20 protein-coding genes are annotated in these 16893 nt (G+C 72.6%); 12 read left to right on the top strand and 8 right to left on the bottom strand.

The annotated features are described in order from the left end of the window. Window positions 1–51: 51 nt before the first annotated feature. Window positions 52–957: a LysR family transcriptional regulator gene (locus tag QQ657_RS50065; RefSeq protein ID WP_284749516.1), complete on the bottom strand. Its 906-nt coding sequence runs from the start codon at window positions 955–957 to the stop codon at window positions 52–54. A gap of 235 nt (window positions 958–1192) precedes the next feature. Next, entirely contained in the window at window positions 1193–1729 is a 537-nt protein-coding gene (locus QQ657_RS50060) for a TetR/AcrR family transcriptional regulator (protein WP_284749515.1), read from the bottom strand. 81 nt (window positions 1730–1810) lie between these two features. Here QQ657_RS50060 and QQ657_RS50055 point away from each other — a divergent pair, with 81 nt between their 5' ends. Next, window positions 1811–2251 (top strand): ester cyclase, encoded by a 441-nt coding sequence (locus QQ657_RS50055; RefSeq protein WP_284749514.1) that lies wholly within the window; start codon window positions 1811–1813, stop codon window positions 2249–2251. Here QQ657_RS50055 and QQ657_RS50050 read toward each other — a convergent pair. From QQ657_RS50050 to QQ657_RS50030, 5 genes are all read right to left on the bottom strand, one after another. Beyond that, window positions 2199–3587 (bottom strand): HAMP domain-containing sensor histidine kinase, encoded by a 1389-nt coding sequence (locus QQ657_RS50050; protein WP_284749513.1) that lies wholly within the window; start codon window positions 3585–3587, stop codon window positions 2199–2201. The genes QQ657_RS50055 and QQ657_RS50050 overlap by 53 nt on opposite strands. After that, window positions 3584–4270, bottom strand: coding sequence for a response regulator transcription factor (locus QQ657_RS50045; RefSeq protein WP_284749512.1), 687 nt, complete (start codon window positions 4268–4270; stop codon window positions 3584–3586). Before QQ657_RS50045 ends, QQ657_RS50050 begins: the two co-directional genes overlap by 4 nt. Before the next feature lie 230 nt (window positions 4271–4500). Continuing rightward, window positions 4501–4920, bottom strand: a complete 420-nt coding sequence (locus QQ657_RS50040) for a hypothetical protein (protein ID WP_284749511.1) — start codon at window positions 4918–4920, stop codon at window positions 4501–4503. 125 nt (window positions 4921–5045) lie between these two features. Continuing rightward, complete coding sequence (locus QQ657_RS50035; RefSeq protein WP_284749510.1) at window positions 5046–5189, bottom strand: hypothetical protein; 144 nt, start codon at window positions 5187–5189, stop codon at window positions 5046–5048. A gap of 10 nt (window positions 5190–5199) precedes the next feature. Next, window positions 5200–5733, bottom strand: coding sequence for a TetR/AcrR family transcriptional regulator (locus QQ657_RS50030; RefSeq protein ID WP_284749509.1), 534 nt, complete (start codon window positions 5731–5733; stop codon window positions 5200–5202). 23 nt (window positions 5734–5756) lie between these two features. On the opposite strand from QQ657_RS50030, the gene QQ657_RS50025 reads away from it, so the two are divergent. The 7 genes from QQ657_RS50025 to QQ657_RS49995 all read left to right on the top strand — a co-directional run bounded on the left by QQ657_RS50025 (window position 5757) and on the right by QQ657_RS49995 (window position 10629). Next, entirely contained in the window at window positions 5757–6197 is a 441-nt protein-coding gene (locus QQ657_RS50025; protein WP_284749508.1) for an SRPBCC family protein, read from the top strand. 66 nt (window positions 6198–6263) lie between these two features. Further along, entirely contained in the window at window positions 6264–6839 is a 576-nt protein-coding gene (locus QQ657_RS50020; protein ID WP_350310768.1) for a TetR/AcrR family transcriptional regulator, read from the top strand. A gap of 40 nt (window positions 6840–6879) precedes the next feature. Continuing rightward, window positions 6880–7251 carry a winged helix-turn-helix transcriptional regulator gene (locus QQ657_RS50015; RefSeq protein ID WP_155545946.1) on the top strand — a complete coding sequence of 124 codons (372 nt, stop codon included), beginning with the start codon at window positions 6880–6882 and terminating at the stop codon, window positions 7249–7251. Between the two features lie 87 nt (window positions 7252–7338). After that, the gene (locus QQ657_RS50010; RefSeq protein WP_284749506.1) at window positions 7339–8055 is read left to right on the top strand and encodes a M50 family metallopeptidase; all 717 of its coding nucleotides are present in this window, start codon (window positions 7339–7341) and stop codon (window positions 8053–8055) included. A 49-nt stretch (window positions 8056–8104) separates the two neighbouring features. Next, window positions 8105–8866 (top strand): isocitrate lyase/PEP mutase family protein, encoded by a 762-nt coding sequence (locus QQ657_RS50005; RefSeq protein ID WP_284749505.1) that lies wholly within the window; start codon window positions 8105–8107, stop codon window positions 8864–8866. A gap of 40 nt (window positions 8867–8906) precedes the next feature. Then, entirely contained in the window at window positions 8907–9920 is a 1014-nt protein-coding gene (locus tag QQ657_RS50000) for an aminotransferase class V-fold PLP-dependent enzyme (RefSeq protein ID WP_284749504.1), read from the top strand. A 148-nt stretch (window positions 9921–10068) separates the two neighbouring features. Beyond that, window positions 10069–10629: a hypothetical protein gene (locus tag QQ657_RS49995; RefSeq protein ID WP_284749503.1), complete on the top strand. Its 561-nt coding sequence runs from the start codon at window positions 10069–10071 to the stop codon at window positions 10627–10629. 81 nt (window positions 10630–10710) lie between these two features. On the opposite strand, the gene QQ657_RS49990 is transcribed toward QQ657_RS49995, so the two are convergent. Beyond that, window positions 10711–11643 (bottom strand): ferritin-like domain-containing protein, encoded by a 933-nt coding sequence (locus QQ657_RS49990; protein WP_284749502.1) that lies wholly within the window; start codon window positions 11641–11643, stop codon window positions 10711–10713. 112 nt (window positions 11644–11755) lie between these two features. Here QQ657_RS49990 and rimP point away from each other — a divergent pair, with 112 nt between their 5' ends. From rimP to infB, 4 genes are all read left to right on the top strand, one after another. Then, the gene (gene rimP / locus QQ657_RS49985) at window positions 11756–12289 is read left to right on the top strand and encodes a ribosome maturation factor RimP (protein WP_284749501.1); all 534 of its coding nucleotides are present in this window, start codon (window positions 11756–11758) and stop codon (window positions 12287–12289) included. After that, window positions 12286–13332 (top strand): transcription termination factor NusA, encoded by a 1047-nt coding sequence (gene nusA, locus QQ657_RS49980; RefSeq protein WP_284749500.1) that lies wholly within the window; start codon window positions 12286–12288, stop codon window positions 13330–13332. The genes rimP and nusA overlap by 4 nt, the downstream gene beginning before the upstream one ends. Window positions 13333–13409: 77 nt before the next feature. Then, complete coding sequence (locus tag QQ657_RS49975; protein ID WP_284749499.1) at window positions 13410–13727, top strand: YlxR family protein; 318 nt, start codon at window positions 13410–13412, stop codon at window positions 13725–13727. A gap of 77 nt (window positions 13728–13804) precedes the next feature. Then, window positions 13805–16819, top strand: coding sequence for a translation initiation factor IF-2 (infB, locus tag QQ657_RS49970; RefSeq protein ID WP_284749498.1), 3015 nt, complete (start codon window positions 13805–13807; stop codon window positions 16817–16819). Window positions 16820–16893 lie beyond the last annotated feature (74 nt).

The following is a 16893-nucleotide window of genomic DNA, read 5'->3' as shown; positions in this document are numbered from 1 at the left end:
GAATGATCATGATACGCACAATGGTATGACCGCGGTGGTCACACCATTCCTTCAGGTGTCGATCGGATCTTTGAAGACGTCTTTCGCGGCTTCGAGGAGTTCCCGCAGGTCGCCGTCGGTGCGGTCGCGGCGCCAGAGCAGGCCGGTGTCCAGCTGGGGGCGGAAGTCGGTGAACGGAAGGACGGTGACGTTGTCGAGCCGGTAGCCGTGCATCGGGCTCTTGTCGTCGAGCATGGAAATGGAAAAGGCCTCACCGCTGGAAATGATTTCCGACGTCCCGCCGTAACCGGTGTTGGTCAGCCTGATGCGTTTCTTGATGCCGAGTTCGTTCAATTGGTGGTCGAGCTGGTCGAAGTAGGCCGGCGTGATTTCCCCGGGTGAGGCGACGTACGGGAATTCGGTGAGCTCGGCGAGGCTCACCGAGTCCCGGCCGGCGAAGAGGTCGGCCGGGACGACCGCGCCGAGCCGTTCCGACATCACGGGCAGCTGCTCCAGCGCCGGATCGGTGACCGGCAGCCGGGCGAGGGTGAGCGCGAGCTTCCCTTCGTGCACGCCCTGGACGAGGTCGGCGGTAGTCCCGGGCCAGCGTTTGAGTTCGTAGTGCGCTTTGACCCGCTCGGCGAGGGCGTTGACGCGGTCCCGCAGTTCGGGGTGCACGCCGGCGGGCATGCCGAGGAAGACGGTGCTGCGCTGCGGCCGGGTCGCGTCCCGGATTTTCCAGGGAATCGCACTGACCTGCTCGAGAACGTCGCGCGCGAGCGGCAGCAGCGCGGTCCCGGCGGAGGTGAGCGTGACGTGGTGGGTGCTGCGGTCGAACAGCTGCTGCCCGAGCTCGTGTTCGAGGTCCTTGATCCGCTGGGAAAGCGGCGACGCGGCCATGTGCAGCTTCCGCGCGGCGGCGGAGAAATTCAGTTCCTCGGCGACCGCGACGAAGTAGCGCAGGTGCAGCATCTCCATGGCCCGACCCTAACGAGCCGACCCTCCAGGCATGCGAGCCGACGCTCCAGGCACGCAAGCCGACCCTCCAGGCCCGCGAGCCGACGCTCCAGGCACGCGAGTCGACCCTCCAATCACACGTGATGCCCCTCCAATCACGCGAGATGCCCTCCCAATCACGCGAGATCGCTCCCCAATCACGCGAGACACGCGCCCAATCACGCGAGATCCGCCCCTGATCACGCGAGATCTGCGTTCAGCGAGCCGACGCGCCGCGGCGGACCAGGGCGAGCAGCCGGCCGGGCTCGCCGCCGGCCAGCGCGATGCCGGTGGCGAGCAGGAGAAGGTCCAGTTCGGTGACGTCGGCGGCCACGGCGCCGACGGTCCGCGCGCGGTCGAGCAGGGCGGCGGCGGTCGTGTTCATCGCCGCGTGCCAGCCCGCGAACAGGCTCTCGTGCTCACCCGCGGGGTCGGCCAGCGAGAGCGCGAGGGCCCGCTTGGTCCGCACGTGCTCGACGAACAGTCCCAGCCAGGCGAAGAGTGCTTCGCCGGGGTTGTCGGCGTCGAGGTCGGCGCGGCTTCGCAGCTCCGCGACTTCGTCGGCGTACACCGCGACGACCAGCTCGCGCCGGTTCGGGAAGTGCCGGTACAGGGTCGCGTTGCCGACGCCGGCGCGACGGGCGATGCGGTCGAGCGGCGCGTCCGGGCCGTCCGCGGCGAAGACCTCCTTCGCCGCGGCGAGCACGAGGGCCTGGTTGTCCCGCGCGTCCGACCTGCGGGCCCGTGCGGTCATACTGCTCCCTTGCCAAGTGGGGATATCCCCGGTTAGCGTAGCCGAACACTAACCGGGGAAGTCCCCACTTAAGGAGTGAGCATGGACGCCGCCGAGGTCCACCGCCGCCTGATCGCGTTGACGCCGTTCACCGCGGAGAGCGTCGCCGAAGGCCTGCGCTACATCGACCCGCAGGTGGTCGACCACCGCGGCGGCGCGGGCGGCGACCACCACGGCATCGACGCCTGGCGCGCGAAGTGGGAGGCCATGCTCGACGGCGAGTTCTTCGCCGACTTTCGCGACGTGGGCGTGCGGGTCGAGCAGAACGTCGCCGACGGCGAATTCTCGGTCAACCGCTACACGAGCTCGGGCACGCAGCTCTCGACCGGCCGCAGCTACGCCGTGACCAGCATGGACATGATCCGCGTCCGCGACGGCCGGGTCGTGGAGCACTGGGCCCTGATGGACGTGACGGACCGCGCGGCCCAGCTCAGCCCAGGGGGAGCGGAACCGTGTGGTCCGACGCCGCCAGTGGGAACGTGATCGTGAACGCCGCGCCACCTTCCGGGGCCGGGCCCGCCGTCAAAGTTCCACCCATTCGAGTGACCAACCCGTGGACCAGGGCCAGCCCGATGCCCGACCCGACCGGACGGCGGTCGCGGTAACGCGCGTTCAGCACCCCGCGCTCGAACGCCACCGCGTAGTCCTCCGGCGCCAGGCCCGGACCGCCGTCGCGCACCGACAGCGAAACACCCGAACCGGACACCGACAGCGCGAACACCATCGGCGCGCCACCCGGCGTCACCCGCAGCGCGTTCTCCGCCAGCCCGTCCACCACCTGACGCAGCCGCCGCGCGTCCGCCACGACCGGGACCGGGGAAGCGGGCGCCGAAACGGACAGCCGCACGTCCTCCCGCGCGCACCGCAGCTGCCAGACCTCGGCGCAGTCGCGGACCAAAGCGGCCAGATCCACCGAGGCCAGGTCCAGCCGGAACTCGTCCGCGCCCAGCCGGGCCAGTTCCAGGAGGTCCGTCACCAGCCGCTCCAGCCGCACCGCCTCCCGCTGGATCGTCTGGCCCGCGCGCACAGCGTCGTCACCGGATGCGACGCCGTCCGCGATCGCCTCGGCGAACCCGGTCACGGCGGTCAGGGGCGTCCGCAGCTCGTGCGACACCGACAGCAGGAAGTCCCGTTGCCGCGCTTCGCTCACCGCCAGCGCGTCGGCCAGCGAGTTCAGCGACCCGGCCACCTCCGCCACCTCGCGCGGCCCCTGCACCGGCACCCGGACGTCCCGTCGTCCGGCCCGCAGCGATCCCGCGGCAAGAGCGGCCCGTCGCAGGGGACGGCCCAGCAGCCGGCCCGAAATCCAACCCGCGAGCGCCGCGACCAGCAGTCCGATGCCCAGCGCCAGCGCGATGTTGCGCACCAGCGCGCGTTGCGTCGCTTCGGCGCTGCGCGCGGGCAGGACGAGCGCGAACGCCGCCCCGCGCGTGCCGATCACCCGCGTCTCGACCAGGTACTGCGCGCCCGCGACCGTCACCCGCGTCGAATGCCGGGCGGCGAGCCCCGCCTTGTTCGCCGCCTGCACGGCGACCGCGTCCCCGGCCGCCTGGCCGCCCGCGCGCCGGACCACCACGGAGATGCCCTGCCCGCGCACGACGTCGGCCGCCTTGCCCACGCCGAGCCGGTTCCCGATGCCGGTCTCGTCGAGCTGCGACGCGACGACGTCGGCCTGCGCGGCCAGCGACGACTGCAGCACGTTGTCCGCCGTGGTCCGGATCAGCCGGGCCGCGACGAGCCCGGCCACGATCACCGCCACGCCCGCGACCGCGAGGCACACCAGCGTGATCCGCCCGGCGAGGGTGCCGCGGTACCTCATGCCGGGTCCGCCGCGTAGCCGATGCCGCGCACCGTCCTGATCGGACTCGACGCGCCCAGTTTCGCCCGCAGCTGCGCCACGTGGACGTCCACCGTGCGCGTGCCCGCCGCGGCGGCGTACCCCCAGACGGCGCTCAGCAGCTGGTCGCGCGAAAGCACCTGCCCCGGGTGCCGGAGCAGGTGCGTGAGGAGGTCGAACTCGGTGGACGTCAGGGAAACCTCGACGTCTCCCGCCCAGGCACGGCGGCTCGTGAGGTCGACGCGCGCGCCACCGACGGTCAACGCCGATGCGGCCGGCGTCGCCCCCGACGCGCGCCGCAGCACGGTCCGGACCCGGGCGGCCAGCTCGCGCGGGCTGAACGGCTTGGTCAGGTAGTCGTCGGCGCCGATTTCCAGGCCCAGCAAGCGGTCCAGCTCGTCGTCGCGGGCGGTGACGAACAGCACCGGCGTCCAGTCGCCGGCCGCGCGCAGCGCCTTGCAGATCTCGATACCGTCAATTCCGGACAGTCCGATGTCGAGCACGATCGCCACCGGCTTGAGCCGCCGGACGGCGTCCAGCGCCCGGCCGCCGTCGGCCTCGACGTGCACGCCGAAGCCGTCGCGCTTGAGGTAGAGCGCCGCCAGTTCGGCGATCGCGGCCTCGTCCTCGACCACGAGGACGAGGCCGCGCCCCGGTGACCCCATGCCTGCTCCCGTCTCCGCCGTCACTGACGGGAAGACGCTAGCCGGTCAGGGTGAGCCATCGCTGTTCATGTCGGACTCCACGCCGTTGAGTGTCGACTCGATCCCGCTCAGCTCGGACGACGCCGGGGATGAGCCGGAGTCCGGTGATCCCATCAGGTTGTCGCGGCAGGCCGAGCAGCCGAGCGCGATGAGCGCGGCGGCCCCGACCGCCGCCGCGATCCTCGCCGCCCTCACTTGGTCGGCGCCGGGGCCGCGGGCTTGCAGTGCGCCGACGCGAAGGCGTCCAGCTTCTGCTTCGCCGTGGTCAGCTCGCCGACCTTGCCTTGGCGCTTGGTGGCGCGGTCGTCGAGCTTCTTGGCGCGGTCCTCGTGCCCGGCCGTGCGCTGGTCCTGGGCGCGGGCCTTCAGGTTGGCGACCGAACCGGCGACCTCGGGACCGCCGTTGATCCGCTTCTCCAGGTTGTCGGCGCGCTTCTGCAGCTTCGGCACCCAGTCGCCGCAGACCTGCTGCGACTCCTCGGGGCTGAGCGTGATCGGCGCGACCGGCGCCGGCGACGTCGTCTGCGCCGAGGCCAGCGGCGCCGCCACCAGCAGGCAGGCCGCGCTCCCGCAGCCCGCCAGCGCCAGCCGCGTCCAGGTGGTTCCTCGCATCGTGTCTCCTCGTATCCGTTCGGGGGTACGAGGAGAACCTTCTCGGGCGGGTGTTCGGAGGGCGTCCGCCTAGCGTTCGGGCTTTGTAAGGCCGACGGTGACCGACGTCCGCGCGAGGTCGAACGTCAGCGTGTCGCCCAGCCGCGGCAGCGCGGGGTCGAACAGCTGCCCGTCCGTGCCGCCGAGCAGCAGGCCGAGCCGGTGCCCAGCGATCCGGCCGTCGCGGTCGTGGTGATCAGTGCGGCCAGAAACCCCTGTAGCAGACGCATTTCGCCAGTATCACGTGGTCCGTTCGGACATCGCCAGGAACTGCGCCATCGCGGCGTGCACGGCGTCGCGGTCGCCGGTCGTGACGAGGTCGAGCAGCAGGCCGCGCGTGACGGCGAGGCCGAGCCGGGCGTGGGCGGGCCGGTCGGCTTCGGGGACGCCGCGTTCCGCCAGCAATGCCTCGATCGGGCCGAGCCAGTCCTGGATGACGCCGTCGAGGAACTCGGTGGTCCCCGGGGTGCCGCCGAGGGCCTGGCCGTAGAGCTGGAAGAAGAGCTTTTCGTTGGCCCGCAGGTCGTCCGCGGTCAGCCGGCGCCAGAACTCCGCCGGGTCGAGGTCGGCCAGCGCCGCCCGCTGCCGGGCCTCGACCTCCCGCGCCACCGCCGTGAGCAGGCCTTCCTTGGAGCCGAAGTGGTAGATCAGCATGCGGTGGCTGGTGCCGAGCCCGGTGGCCAGCGCCCGCAGGCTCCGGTCCGCGCCGCCGTGGTGGGCGATGTGGTCGATCGCCGCGTCGAGGAGCTTCGCGCGCGGGCTTGCGTCGATCATGTACCAAATGGTACACGTACCAAATGGTACAGAGAATTTCGGTCCGCGGGGTGACGGCCGCGGACGCCGACACGGTGTACGCGTTGCTGCGGGACGGCGCGAGCTGGCCCCGCTGGTCGCCCCTGGGGTCGTTCGAGCTGGTCCGCGAGGGCGAGGGTGAACCCGAAGGCCTCGGCGCCATCCGCCTGTTCCGCACCGGCGGCATCCGCTCGTACGAGAAGATCGTCGCGCTCGAGCCCGGCCGCCGGTTCGGCTACGCGCTGGACCACGGCCTGCCGCTGCGGGACTACGTCGCCTACGTCGACCTGTCCCCGGTGGACGGCGGCACGGAGATCCACTGGCACTCGACGTTCACCGCGAAGATCCCCGGCACCGGCTGGTTCTACCGCCGGTTCCTCGGCCGCTTCATCGGGCAGGTGGTCGCCGGGCTGGTCGACGCGGCCGGGGTGCCCGCGGCCCCATAAAGTGGGCGCATGTCAGCGCCACGACGGGGACCGACCGGCCGCACCCAGGAGGAACGCAGCGCGGCGATGCGCGTCCGGCTGCTCGACGCGACGATCGACTGCCTCGTCGAATACGGCTACGCGGGCACGACGACCACGCGGGTGGCCGACCGCGCCGGCGTCACGCGCGGCGCGCAGGTGCACCACTTCCCGACGAAGGCCGACCTGGTGACCTCGGCGATCCGGCACCTGGCGGAGAAGCGCACCGAAGTCGCGATGGCCGAGCTCGATCGCCTCCGCGCGTCCAGCGACCCGGTCGGCGACGCGCTGCAGCTGATGTGGGAGATGCACCAGGGGCCGGTGTTCTCGGCGACGGTCGAGCTGTGGGTCGCCTCCCGCACGGACCCGGAGCTGCGCGGGCAGATGGCGGTGGTCGAGCCGATCGCGACGTCCAGCCTGGTCGAGTTCGGCAAGGCGCTGCTGCCGGAGCACGCGGCGCACCACGAGTTCCTGCACGCGGTGTACACGGCGATGGACGTGGTGCGCGGCATCCTCATCGCGAGCTGGGCGACGCGGGACCAGGAGGAGCTGGAGGCCCGCTGGGAGCGCGGCCGCCGGCACCTGCGCATCCTGTTCACGACGTTGATGGCCGCCACTGCCTGAACGGCGTGTTACTCTCCCGGGGAAAGTAAGGAGACGCGCCGTGCTGTCGAACCCGTACGACCGCAACTGCCCGACCCGCCAGCTGCTCGACCGCATCGGCGACCAGTGGACGGTGCTGATCGTCGGCGCCCTGCGGGACGGCCCGCTGCGGTTCACCGAGATCGGGCACCGGGTGGACGGGATTTCGCAGAAGGTCCTGACCCAGACGCTGCGCAGCCTGGTCCGCGACGGGATCCTGACCCGCACGGCGTACGCGGTGATCCCGCCGAAGGTCGAGTACGAGCTGACGACGCTGGGCCGCAACCTGTCCGAGCCGCTGGAGGTGCTGGACCAGTGGGCGAGGCAGCACATGACGGCGGTCCAGGAGGCCCGGGACGCCTACGACGCGGAGCACACCCCCGCCTCGGCGTAGTTCCGCGGGGCGCGTCTGTGGACAGCTCCTGGACAACTGGCTCTCGCGTGGTGTCCGGACGCCTCCCCGGACGGGACACTCATCGGCGTGTTCGCCGTGCTCAACGAGACTGTCCCCGCGCCGGGGTGGGAGCTGGTCGGGATCACCGCGCTGGTGGCCGCCGCCGTGGCGACGCCCTCGTTCGCCGTGCCGGCCACCGGCACCCGGAGCCTCCTGACCGGGGCCAACGTCCTGGGCACCCTGGTCCACGAAGGCGGCCACGCGCTGATGAGCCTGCTGACCGGAGGCGGCGTCGTCCGCATCGGGATCACCGGCTCGGAGTCCGGCTTCACCGAGCAGTGGAACCCGTCGCCCTTCGCCGGGGTCCTGACCGCCGCCGCCGGTTACGCGATGCCGCCGCTGGCCGGGCTGGGGGCCGCGGCGCTGCTGCACCGCGGGCTCGTCCCCGCCGTGCTCGGCCTGACCACCGCGGCGATGGTGTTCATCGCGCTGTTCGCCCGGGACCTGCTCACCTTGGCCTCGGTCGTCGTCATCGGGGGGATCGCGTACTCGGCCGTGCGCTGGGCGCCGGACTGGCTGCGGAACGGCGTCGCGTACGCCGAGGCTTGGCTGCTGCTGACCAGTGAGATCGGCGGACTCCGCGTGCTCGTCCTCAACCGGTTCCGCGCCGGCTTCCGCGGCCGGCAGGACGACGCCGCCCTGCTCGCCCGGTTCACCGGAGTCCCCGCGTTCGTGTGGATCGCCGCGTGGTTCGCCCTCGTCGGCTGGGCGGTGTGGCACGCCGCGCCGTTGCTGTGGCCGTGACGGCGTCCGTTCGGCGCCCGCCGAAGCGTCCCGCTTCTAGGTTCGGGTCATGGACGAATTCCGTGCCCTCCACCTCCCCGGCACCCCGCTGCTGCTGCCGAACGCGTGGGAGTTCGGCGTCGGCGCCTTCCTCGCCGCGCAGGGGTTCCGCGCCCTCGGCACCACCAGCCTCGGCGTGTCCGCGGCGACCGGTGAGCCCGACGGTGCCCCCTCGACACGGGACGCCACCGTCGCCCTGACCCGCCGCCTGGCCCGGCTCGACGTCCTGGTCAGCGTCGACATCGCCGACGGCTTCAGCGCCGATCCCGCCGCCGTCGCCGACCTCGCCGCGGAACTCGCCGACGCCGGTGCCGTCGGTGTCAACCTCGAAGACGGCCGGGCCGGCGGCGAACTCGCCCCGGTCGAGGTCCAGTCCGCCCTGGTCGCCGCGGTGAAGGACCGCGTCCCGGGCCTGTTCCTCAACGCCCGCACCGACACCCACTGGTCCGGCGACCACGCGATCGAAAGCGCCGAAAATCGCGCGAAGGCCTATGCGGCGGCCGGCGCCGACGGCGTCTTCGTGCCCGGTCTGGCCGACCCGGCGGACGTCGAGCGGATCGTCGGCCTCGGGCTCCCGGTCAACCTGCTGTTCCTGCCCGGCAAGGTCACCTTCGCCGGGCTGGCGGAGCTGGGTGTCGCGCGGGTCAGCCTCGGCTCGCTCCCGTACCGCATGGCCCTGCAGGCGGCGGCCGAGACGGCGCTGGCCGTCCGCGACGGCGGTGACCTGCCGCTGAGCCCGCCGGGCTACGCCGACGTCACCGCGCTGCTGTAAGGGGTGAACTGTCTCGCGCCGGTCTGCTTGGCTCGGAGGCATGCGTGCCTTCGGAACCGACTTCGCCGTCCCGCCCGGATACCTGAACACGCCCAGCATCGGCATCCCGCCGGCCCCGGTGGCCGCCGCGGTGGCCGAGTCGGTCGAACGGTGGCGCACCGGCGCGGCCCGGCCGGGGGAGTTCGACCAGTACGTCGACCGGTCCCGGGCCGGGTTCGCGCGCCTGCTCGGCGTCGAACCCGGGCGCGTCGCGATCGGCGCGTCGGCCTCGCAGCTGGTCGCGAACGTCGCCGCCGCGCTGCCCGCCGGCACCCGCGTGCTCGCCGCCGAGGGTGACTTCACCAGCGTGACCTTCCCGTTCGCGGCCAACCCCGGCGTCACGGTGACCGAGGTCCCGCTGGCGCTGCTGCCCGAGCGGGTCGAGGGCCACGACGTCGTCGCGGTGAGCGTCGTCCAGTCCGCCGACGGCCGGATCGCGGACCTCCCCGCGCTGCGGGCGGCCGCCGGAGCCGCCGGGGCCGCGGTGCTGCTCGACGCCACCCAGGCCGTGGGCTGGCTGCCCCTGGACGTCGCGTGGGCGGACTGGGTGGTCGCGGCGGGCTACAAGTGGCTGCTGTCCCCGCGCGGCTGCGCGTGGCTCGCCGTGCGCCCGGACGCGCACGAGCGCACCCGGCCGGTCGCGGCGAACTGGTACGCGGGGGAGGACCCGTGGGCCACGGTCTACGGCCTCCCGCTGCGCCTGGCCGGCGACGCCCGCGCGTTCGACCTCTCGCCGGTCTGGCTCGCCCAGGTCGGCGCGGCGGCCGCGCTGGAGTACCTCGGCGGCCTCGACCTCGCGCAGGTCGAGGCGCACAACGCCGGCCTGGCCGACCAGCTGCTCGAGAAGCTCGGACTGCCCCCGCGCGGCACCGCGATCGTCGCGCTCGACGCCGATCCGGAGCGGGTCGCGGCGGCCGGGATCGTCTCGAGCGTCCGCGGCGGCCGGGTGCGGGTCGGATTCCACCTCTACAACACCGCTGACGACGTCGAACGCGTCTTACCCGCATTCGAGTGAACGCGCCGGAGACGGTGAACTACCGTATGGCCTCGTGGTTGGTGCGCATTTCACCCCAGGCCCGTCCGACACGGCCCCGCTGGGCGCGGTGCCCCCGCAGCCCCGCCCGCCCGCGCCGGGACCGCCGGCGCGTGACACCCGGTCCCTGTTGCTCAGGGGCGCCGGGCTGGTCGCGATCGCCGTCGTCTCCGGGCTGCTCTGGTTCTTGATCCGGCACGACTCGGGGCCGGACGAGCCGGTCGCGCAGCCACCGGCCCAGAACACCGGGCAGTACCAGTTCACGCTGGTCGCCGGGCCGTCGAAGTCCAACGAGTGCGCCTCGAAGTCGTACGGCAAGACGCACGACTTCTTCCAGGACAACGAGTGCCAGTCGCTGGTCCGCGCGCTCTACACGACGGAGTCGGGCGGCGCGAAGGCGCTGGTGTCGGTGGTGCTGGTCGGGATGCCGGACTCGACGCAGGCGAAGGCGCTCAAGACGCTGACCGAGCAGGACAACACCGGCAACGTCACGGACCTGGTGAGGGACAAGACGTTCGCCGGCTCCGGCGTCCCGAGCGTGAGCGGCTCCGACGCGGCGTTCTCGTCGAAGGTGGACGGCACGAACACGACGATCGTGCTGGCCGACTTCTACGCCAAGCACAAGGACAAGGCGCTGATCAAGAAGATCGCGGACGACGCCCTGCGCCTCTCGGCCGACCTGAAGGGCTGACCCCGGCACCCTGGACTGCCATGAAGAGCACCCTCATGGGCGTTAAGACCATCAGGGTGCCCTTCATGGCAGTCGGGAGGCTTAGCTCGCCTGGCCGGGCATCGCGATCGCGACCGGCTTCTCGCCCGCCTCCGACCGCCACGGCGTCCCGCGCCGCGAAGCCGCCACCAAGGCGTGCAGCGCCGTCGTGCGCAGGGCCCCGTCGTCGGTGTGGTTCACCACCGCCAGCCACGCCGACGCGCAGTCGGCCTCGGCCGTCGCGACCACCAGCGACGCCGACTTCGCGTCCGTCACCGGCTTCTTCGGCACGTACGCCGCTTCGGGCGCGACAGGCGTCGCCCCGGACGCGGACAGCATCGTCTGCAGCAGGTCGCGGCGCACCGCGTGCTCCGCGGCTCCGGCCTTCTCGGCGTCGCCGAAGTCGCCCGGCAGGAACGCGCTGACCAGCCCGTACACCCAGACGGCGGCGTGCTCGGCGGCGAGCGCGGTCTGCAGCGGGTCCACCGCCTCCGCGGGTACGGCCGCGGTGGTCCCGGCGGGCGCCGGGGCGTCCTCGCCGGGGCCCAGCGCCGGGGCGGTGCGCTGGAGCGCACCGCAGCCCGCCGCCACCGCCGCGACGAGCCCGGCGCGGTAGCGCGGCAGCCCGCCGACGAGGTCTTCGGCCTGCTTGCGGGCGGTCGCCAGCCGCTCCTTCAGGTCGCCCAGGCCGGCCGGCGCCGGGGGCGTCGGGGACGCCGGCGGTTTCGGCCGGTTCAGCCGGTCCACTTCGGACTTCAGTGCGGCCGCGTGGGCCGCGCGCGCGTCGGCGAGCTGGCCGGCGGCGTCGGCGTCGTCGCCCTTGGCCAGTGCCCGCGCGGCGGCGGCGTCCGCCTCGGCGGCGGCCAGCAGGGGCTGCAGCGGGTCGGGGCTCTCGTCGTAGCCGGGCCCGCACGCGGCCAGGGGGACGGCCAGCACGGCCAGCGCCCCCGCGCGGAGGGCGGCACGACGGGTCAGGTCGGTCGGTCTTCCGGTCACGTCGGCCCATCCTGCCAGGCCCCCGGGCACGCCCGCCGCTCGCGCGGGGTCACCGGGCGACCGGATAAGCTGGTCCACCACCGACCCGAACCTCGACCGAGGAGAGCCCCACGTGCCAGGAGAACTCGCCAGCCGGCTTCAGCCGATAGTGGCCGAAGCCGTCACCGCCGCGGGTTTCGACCTCGACTCGTTCGAGGTACAGCAGGCCGGCCGGCGGCAGCTGGTCAAGGTCGTCGTCGACTCCGACGACGGTGTCGGGCTGGACGAGGTCGCCGCCGTCAGCCGCAAGGTCGCGGCGGTGCTCGACGAGAACGAGCACGTGCTCGCGAGCGCCTACACGCTCGAGGTCACCTCGCCGGGCCTCGACCGCCCGCTCACCGAGCGGCGGCACTGGCGTCGCGCGCGCTTCCGCCTGGTGAAGGTCACGCCGGCCGAAGGCGCGGCCTTCATCGGCCGGGTCGGTCACGCGGGCGCGGACGCCGCCCGCGTCCTCGAAGGCGGCAAGATCCGCGACGTCCGCTACGCCGGCGTGGCGAAGGCGGTCGTGGAGATCGAGTTCAAGCAGCCGCCCGCCGAGGACCTGAAACTGCTCGAAGACGACGCGTCCGGCATGATCGCCGCCGAGACGGAGAAGGGGTCGAAGTGAACGTCGACATCGACGCGCTACGGGCGATCGAACGGGACAAGGACATCCCCTTCGAAACGGTGATAGAGGCCATCGAGACGGCCTTGCTCACCGCGTACAAGCACACCGAGGGGCACCAGCCGCACGCCCGCATCGACATCGACCGCAAGACCGGCCTGGTGCGCGTGCTCGCGCGCACGCTGACCCACGACGGCGAGACCGACGAGGAGTGGGACGACACCCCCGAGGGCTTCGGCCGGATCGCCGCCACCACCGCGCGCCAGGTCATCCTGCAGCGGCTGCGCGACGCCGAGCACGAGAAGACCTTCGGCGAGTTCTCCACCAAGGAGGGCGAGATCGTCGCCGGCGTGATCCAGCGCGACGCCCGCGCCAACGCCCGCGGCATGGTCGTGGTCCAGGTGGGTGACACCGAGGGCGTGCTGCCGTCGGCGGAGCAGGTGGCCGGCGAGTCGTACGAGCACGGCAGCCGGATCAAGGCCTACGTGGTCACCGTGTCGCGCGGCAACCGCGGCCCGCAGATCACGCTCTCGCGCTCGCACCCCAACCTGGTGCGCAAGCTGTTCGCGCTGGAGGTCCCGGAGATCGCCGACGGGACGGTCGAAATCGCCGCCATCGCGCGCGAGCCGGGGCACCGCACGAAGATCGCCGTGAAGTCCACCGTGGCGGGCGTGAACGCCAAGGGCGCCTGCATCGGCCCGGTCGGCGCGCGCGTGCGCAACGTGATGAGCGAGCTGGCCGGCGAGAAGATCGACATCATCGACTACTCCGAGGACCCGGCCCGGTTCGTGGGGAATGCCCTGTCGCCGGCGAAGGTTGTTTCGGTACGAGTCGTGGACGAGCGGGCGAAGACCGCCCGCGTCGTGGTGCCGGACTTCCAGCTGTCGCTGGCGATCGGCAAGGAGGGCCAGAACGCCCGTCTCGCCGCCCGCCTGACCGGCTGGCGGATCGACATCCGCAGCGACGCCGCACCGGCGGACGACGAGGGTGATCAAGACCACGCACGTCCATCGCGGCCCGCCGCGACAACCGGTTCGGCTGAGTGAAGGTCGAAGCGCTAGACTCAGGAGTGGTTCAACGCCCGCGGCGGGTAGCCGAGCACCAGCCCCACCGGAATCCTCCGGTGCGGACTTGTGTCGGCTGCAAGCGGCGGGCATTGATCGGTGAGCTGCTGCGCGTGGTCGCGGTGGCCGGGCGGGTGGTCGTCGACGAGCGTCGGAGGCTGCCGGGCCGGGGAGCATGGCTGCACCCCGATCCGGACTGCCTGGCCAAGGCCGAACGGCGGCGAGCCTTCCCGAGAGCCTTGCGGGCTCCCGGGGCGCTCGACGTCCGTGAGGTTCACGACCACGTCGGGCGCACCACTTCGCACCACGAAGCCGGGACGTACCCGGCTTCGCGAGGAACCAAGGAAGCAGGTCGACCCGTCATGAGTCAGCCGTGAAGCTGAAGCCATGAACGCGAGACAATAAGGACGAGGTCAGCGGGTTCCCGCCTGGCCTCCCCTAGATGAGGAGAGCTGTGCCAGGCAAGGCCCGCGTACACGAGCTCGCTAAGGAGCTCGGCATCACCAGCAAGGACGTTCTCGCCAAGTTGAAGGAACAGGGCGAGTTCGTGAAGTCCGCGTCGTCCACGGTCGAGGCGCCCGTCGCCCGCCGTCTCCGCGACGCGTACGCCCCCAAGGGCGCCAAGAAGCCCACTCCGACCCCCGGCCCGGCGGCGCGCCCCGGGCCCCCGGCCGCCAAGCCGGGCGCTCCCGCGCCCAAGCCCGCGTCGTCCGCGCCGCAGCAGCAGGCGCCCGCCGCGAAGGCCGCCCCCGCGGCGGCCCCGCAGCAGCAGGCACCGGCTTCGAAGCCGGCCGCCGCACAGGGCGGCCGTCCCACGGGTCCCGGCCCGCGGCCCGGCCCGCGTCAGCAGCCGGCCGCGCCCGCTCCCCAGGAGCAGGTCCCGGCCGCTGCCGGTGGGCAGACCCCAGCGGCGCCCGCCGCACCCAAGCAGGAGACCCCGGCCGCGCCTTCGGGCAACACCGGTTCGGTCGTCCCGCCGAAGCCGCAGGGCCCCAAGCCCGGCGGTCCGAAGCCCGGTCCGCGCACCCCGCGGGTCGGCAACAACCCGTTCGGCGTCGGTTCCGGCGCCCCGCCGCGTCCGCAGGGCCCGCGCCCGGGTGGCGGCCAGGGCGGCGACAACCGCCCGCCGCGTCCCGGTGGGACCGGTGGCGGCGGTGACCGTCCGGCCCCGCGGCCCGGCGGTGGCGCCGGTGGCAACCGGCCGAGCCCGGGCAACATGCCCCCGCGGCCGAACCCCGGCATGATGCCGGGCCGCACGCAGCGTCCCGCCGGTCCCGGTGGCGGCGCCCGCGGTGGTCCCGGTGGCGGCGCCCGTGGCGGCCCTGGTGGCGGCGCCCGTGGCGGTCCCGGTGGCGGTGGCGGCGGTTTCCGCGGCGGTCCCGGTGGCGGTGGCGGCGGCGGTGGCTTCCGCGGCGGTCCCGGTGGCGGCGGCGGTGGCGGTGGCGGCGGTTTCCGCCCGGGTGGCGGCACCGGTGCCCCGGCCGGCGGTGGCGGCGGTTTCCGTGGCGGCGGCGGTGGCCGTGGTGGCCCCGGTGGCCGTGGCGGCACCGCGGGTGCCTTCGGGCGCCCGGGTGGTCCCTCGCGCAAGGGCCGCAAGTCGAAGCGGCAGAAGCGCCAGGAGTACATGGACAACATGCAGGCGCCCAGCGTCGGCGGCGTCCGCTTGCCCAAGGGGCAGGGCGAGACGATCCGGCTGCCGCGGGGTGCTTCGCTGACCGACTTCGCCGAGAAGATCGACGCCAACCCGGCTTCGCTGGTGCAGGTGCTCTTCCACCTCGGCGAGATGGTCACCGCGACGCAGTCCGTGTCGGACGACATCCTCGAGCTGCTCGGCGGCGAAATGAACTACACGGTTCAGGTCGTCTCGCCGGAGGAAGAGGACCGCGAGCTGCTGGAGACCTTCGACATCACCTACGGCGACGACGCCGGTGGCGAAGAGGATCTGCAGGTCAGGCCGCCGGTCGTGACCATCATGGGTCACGTCGACCACGGTAAGACCCGCCTGCTCGACACGATCCGGAAGACGAAGGTCCGCGAGAGCGAGGCCGGCGGCATCACGCAGCACATCGGTGCGTACCAGATCGAGACCGAGCTCGAAGGCAACCCGCGCCTGATCACCTTCATCGACACCCCGGGCCACGAGGCGTTCACCGCCATGCGTGCCCGTGGTGCGAACTCGACCGACATCGCGGTGATCGTGGTGGCGGCCGACGACGGTGTGATGCCGCAGACGGTCGAGGCGATCAACCACGCGCAGGCCGCCAAGGCCCCGATCGTGGTCGCGATCAACAAGATCGACAAGGAAGGCGCGAACCCGGACAAGATCCGGCAGCAGCTGACCGAGTACGGCCTGGTCGCCGAGGAGTACGGCGGCGACACGATGTTCGTCGAGATCTCCGCGCGGCAGAACATCAACATCGACGGCCTGCTCGAGGCGATCCTGCTGACCGCCGACGCCGCTCTGGACCTCCGGGCCAACCCGGACATGGAGGCCCAGGGTGTCGCGATCGAGGCACACCTCGACCGCGGCCGCGGCCCGGTGGCCACCGTCCTGGTCCAGCGCGGCACGCTGCGCGTCGGCGACTCGGTCGTGGCGGGTGACGCCTACGGCCGCGTCCGCCGGATGGTCGACGAGCACAACGTCGACGTCACCGAGGCGCTGCCGTCGCGTCCCGTCCAGGTCATCGGGTTCACCTCGGTGCCGGGTGCGGGCGACACCTTCCTGGTGGTCGACGAGGACCGCGTCGCCCGGCAGATCGCCGAGCGCCGTGCCGCTCGTACGCGCAACGCGCTCAACGCGTCGCGCCGCAAGCGGGTCAGCCTCGAGGACCTCGACTCCGCCTTGAAGGAGACGAACAGCCTCAACCTGATCATCAAGGGTGACAACTCGGGTACCGTCGAGGCCCTCGAAGCCTCGCTGCTCCAGCTGGACGTCGGCGACGAGGTCGAGCTGAACGTGGTCCACCGCGGTGTCGGTGGCGTGACCGAGTCGGACATCGACCTGGCGACCGCGTCCGACGCGATCGTCCTCGGGTTCAACGTCCGCGCCCAGGGCAAGGCGACCGAGCGGGCCACCCGCGAGGGCGTCGATGTCCGGTACTACACGGTCATCTACCAGGCGATCGACGAGATCGAGCAGGCCCTCAAGGGCATGCTCAAGCCGGAGTACGAAGAGGTCGAGCTGGGCCGCGCGGAGGTTCGCGAGGTCTTCAAGTCCTCCAAGATCGGCACGATCGCGGGTTGCCTGGTCATGTCCGGCGAGATCCGGCGCAACGCGCGCGCCCGGCTGCTGCGCGACGGCACTGTCGTCGCGGAGAACCTGCCGGTCAGCTCGCTGCGGCGGTTCAAGGACGACGTGGTCGAGGTCCGCGAGGGCTACGAGTGCGGTCTGACGCTCGGTTCGTACGGCGACCTGAAGGTCGGCGACCTGATCGAGACGTACGAGCAGCGCGAGAAGCCGCGCGCGTAAGGCGTGTGTTCCCCGGGTGTGCGGTTTCGGCCGCACACCCGGGGTCTGCGCTTCCCCATTCCCTACGACACCAC

Origin of the sequence: Amycolatopsis ponsaeliensis, assembly GCF_030182635.1 — a bacterium.
Classification (GTDB): domain Bacteria; phylum Actinomycetota; class Actinomycetes; order Mycobacteriales; family Pseudonocardiaceae; genus Amycolatopsis; species Amycolatopsis ponsaeliensis.
The sequence above is the reverse complement of the archived record's forward strand: the minus strand, read 5'-3'. Positions and strand labels throughout refer to the sequence as shown.

What these genes read in the sequence shown, in the direction of transcription:
- QQ657_RS50065 (WP_284749516.1), bottom strand. Translation starts at nt 957, where the DNA reads ATGGAGATGCTGCACCTGCGCTACTTCGTCGCGGTCGCCGAGGAACTG.
- QQ657_RS50060 (WP_284749515.1), bottom strand. Translation starts at nt 1,729, where the DNA reads ATGACCGCACGGGCCCGCAGGTCGGACGCGCGGGACAACCAGGCCCTC.
- QQ657_RS50055 (WP_284749514.1), top strand. Translation starts at nt 1,811, where the DNA reads ATGGACGCCGCCGAGGTCCACCGCCGCCTGATCGCGTTGACGCCGTTC.
- QQ657_RS50050 (WP_284749513.1), bottom strand. Translation starts at nt 3,587, where the DNA reads ATGAGGTACCGCGGCACCCTCGCCGGGCGGATCACGCTGGTGTGCCTC.
- QQ657_RS50045 (WP_284749512.1), bottom strand. Translation starts at nt 4,270, where the DNA reads ATGGGGTCACCGGGGCGCGGCCTCGTCCTCGTGGTCGAGGACGAGGCC.
- QQ657_RS50040 (WP_284749511.1), bottom strand. Translation starts at nt 4,920, where the DNA reads ATGCGAGGAACCACCTGGACGCGGCTGGCGCTGGCGGGCTGCGGGAGC.
- QQ657_RS50035 (WP_284749510.1), bottom strand. Translation starts at nt 5,189, where the DNA reads ATGCGTCTGCTACAGGGGTTTCTGGCCGCACTGATCACCACGACCGCG.
- QQ657_RS50030 (WP_284749509.1), bottom strand. Translation starts at nt 5,733, where the DNA reads ATGATCGACGCAAGCCCGCGCGCGAAGCTCCTCGACGCGGCGATCGAC.
- QQ657_RS50025 (WP_284749508.1), top strand. Translation starts at nt 5,757, where the DNA reads ATGGTACAGAGAATTTCGGTCCGCGGGGTGACGGCCGCGGACGCCGAC.
- QQ657_RS50020 (WP_350310768.1), top strand. Translation starts at nt 6,264, where the DNA reads ATGCGCGTCCGGCTGCTCGACGCGACGATCGACTGCCTCGTCGAATAC.
- QQ657_RS50005 (WP_284749505.1), top strand. Translation starts at nt 8,105, where the DNA reads ATGGACGAATTCCGTGCCCTCCACCTCCCCGGCACCCCGCTGCTGCTG.
- QQ657_RS50000 (WP_284749504.1), top strand. Translation starts at nt 8,907, where the DNA reads ATGCGTGCCTTCGGAACCGACTTCGCCGTCCCGCCCGGATACCTGAAC.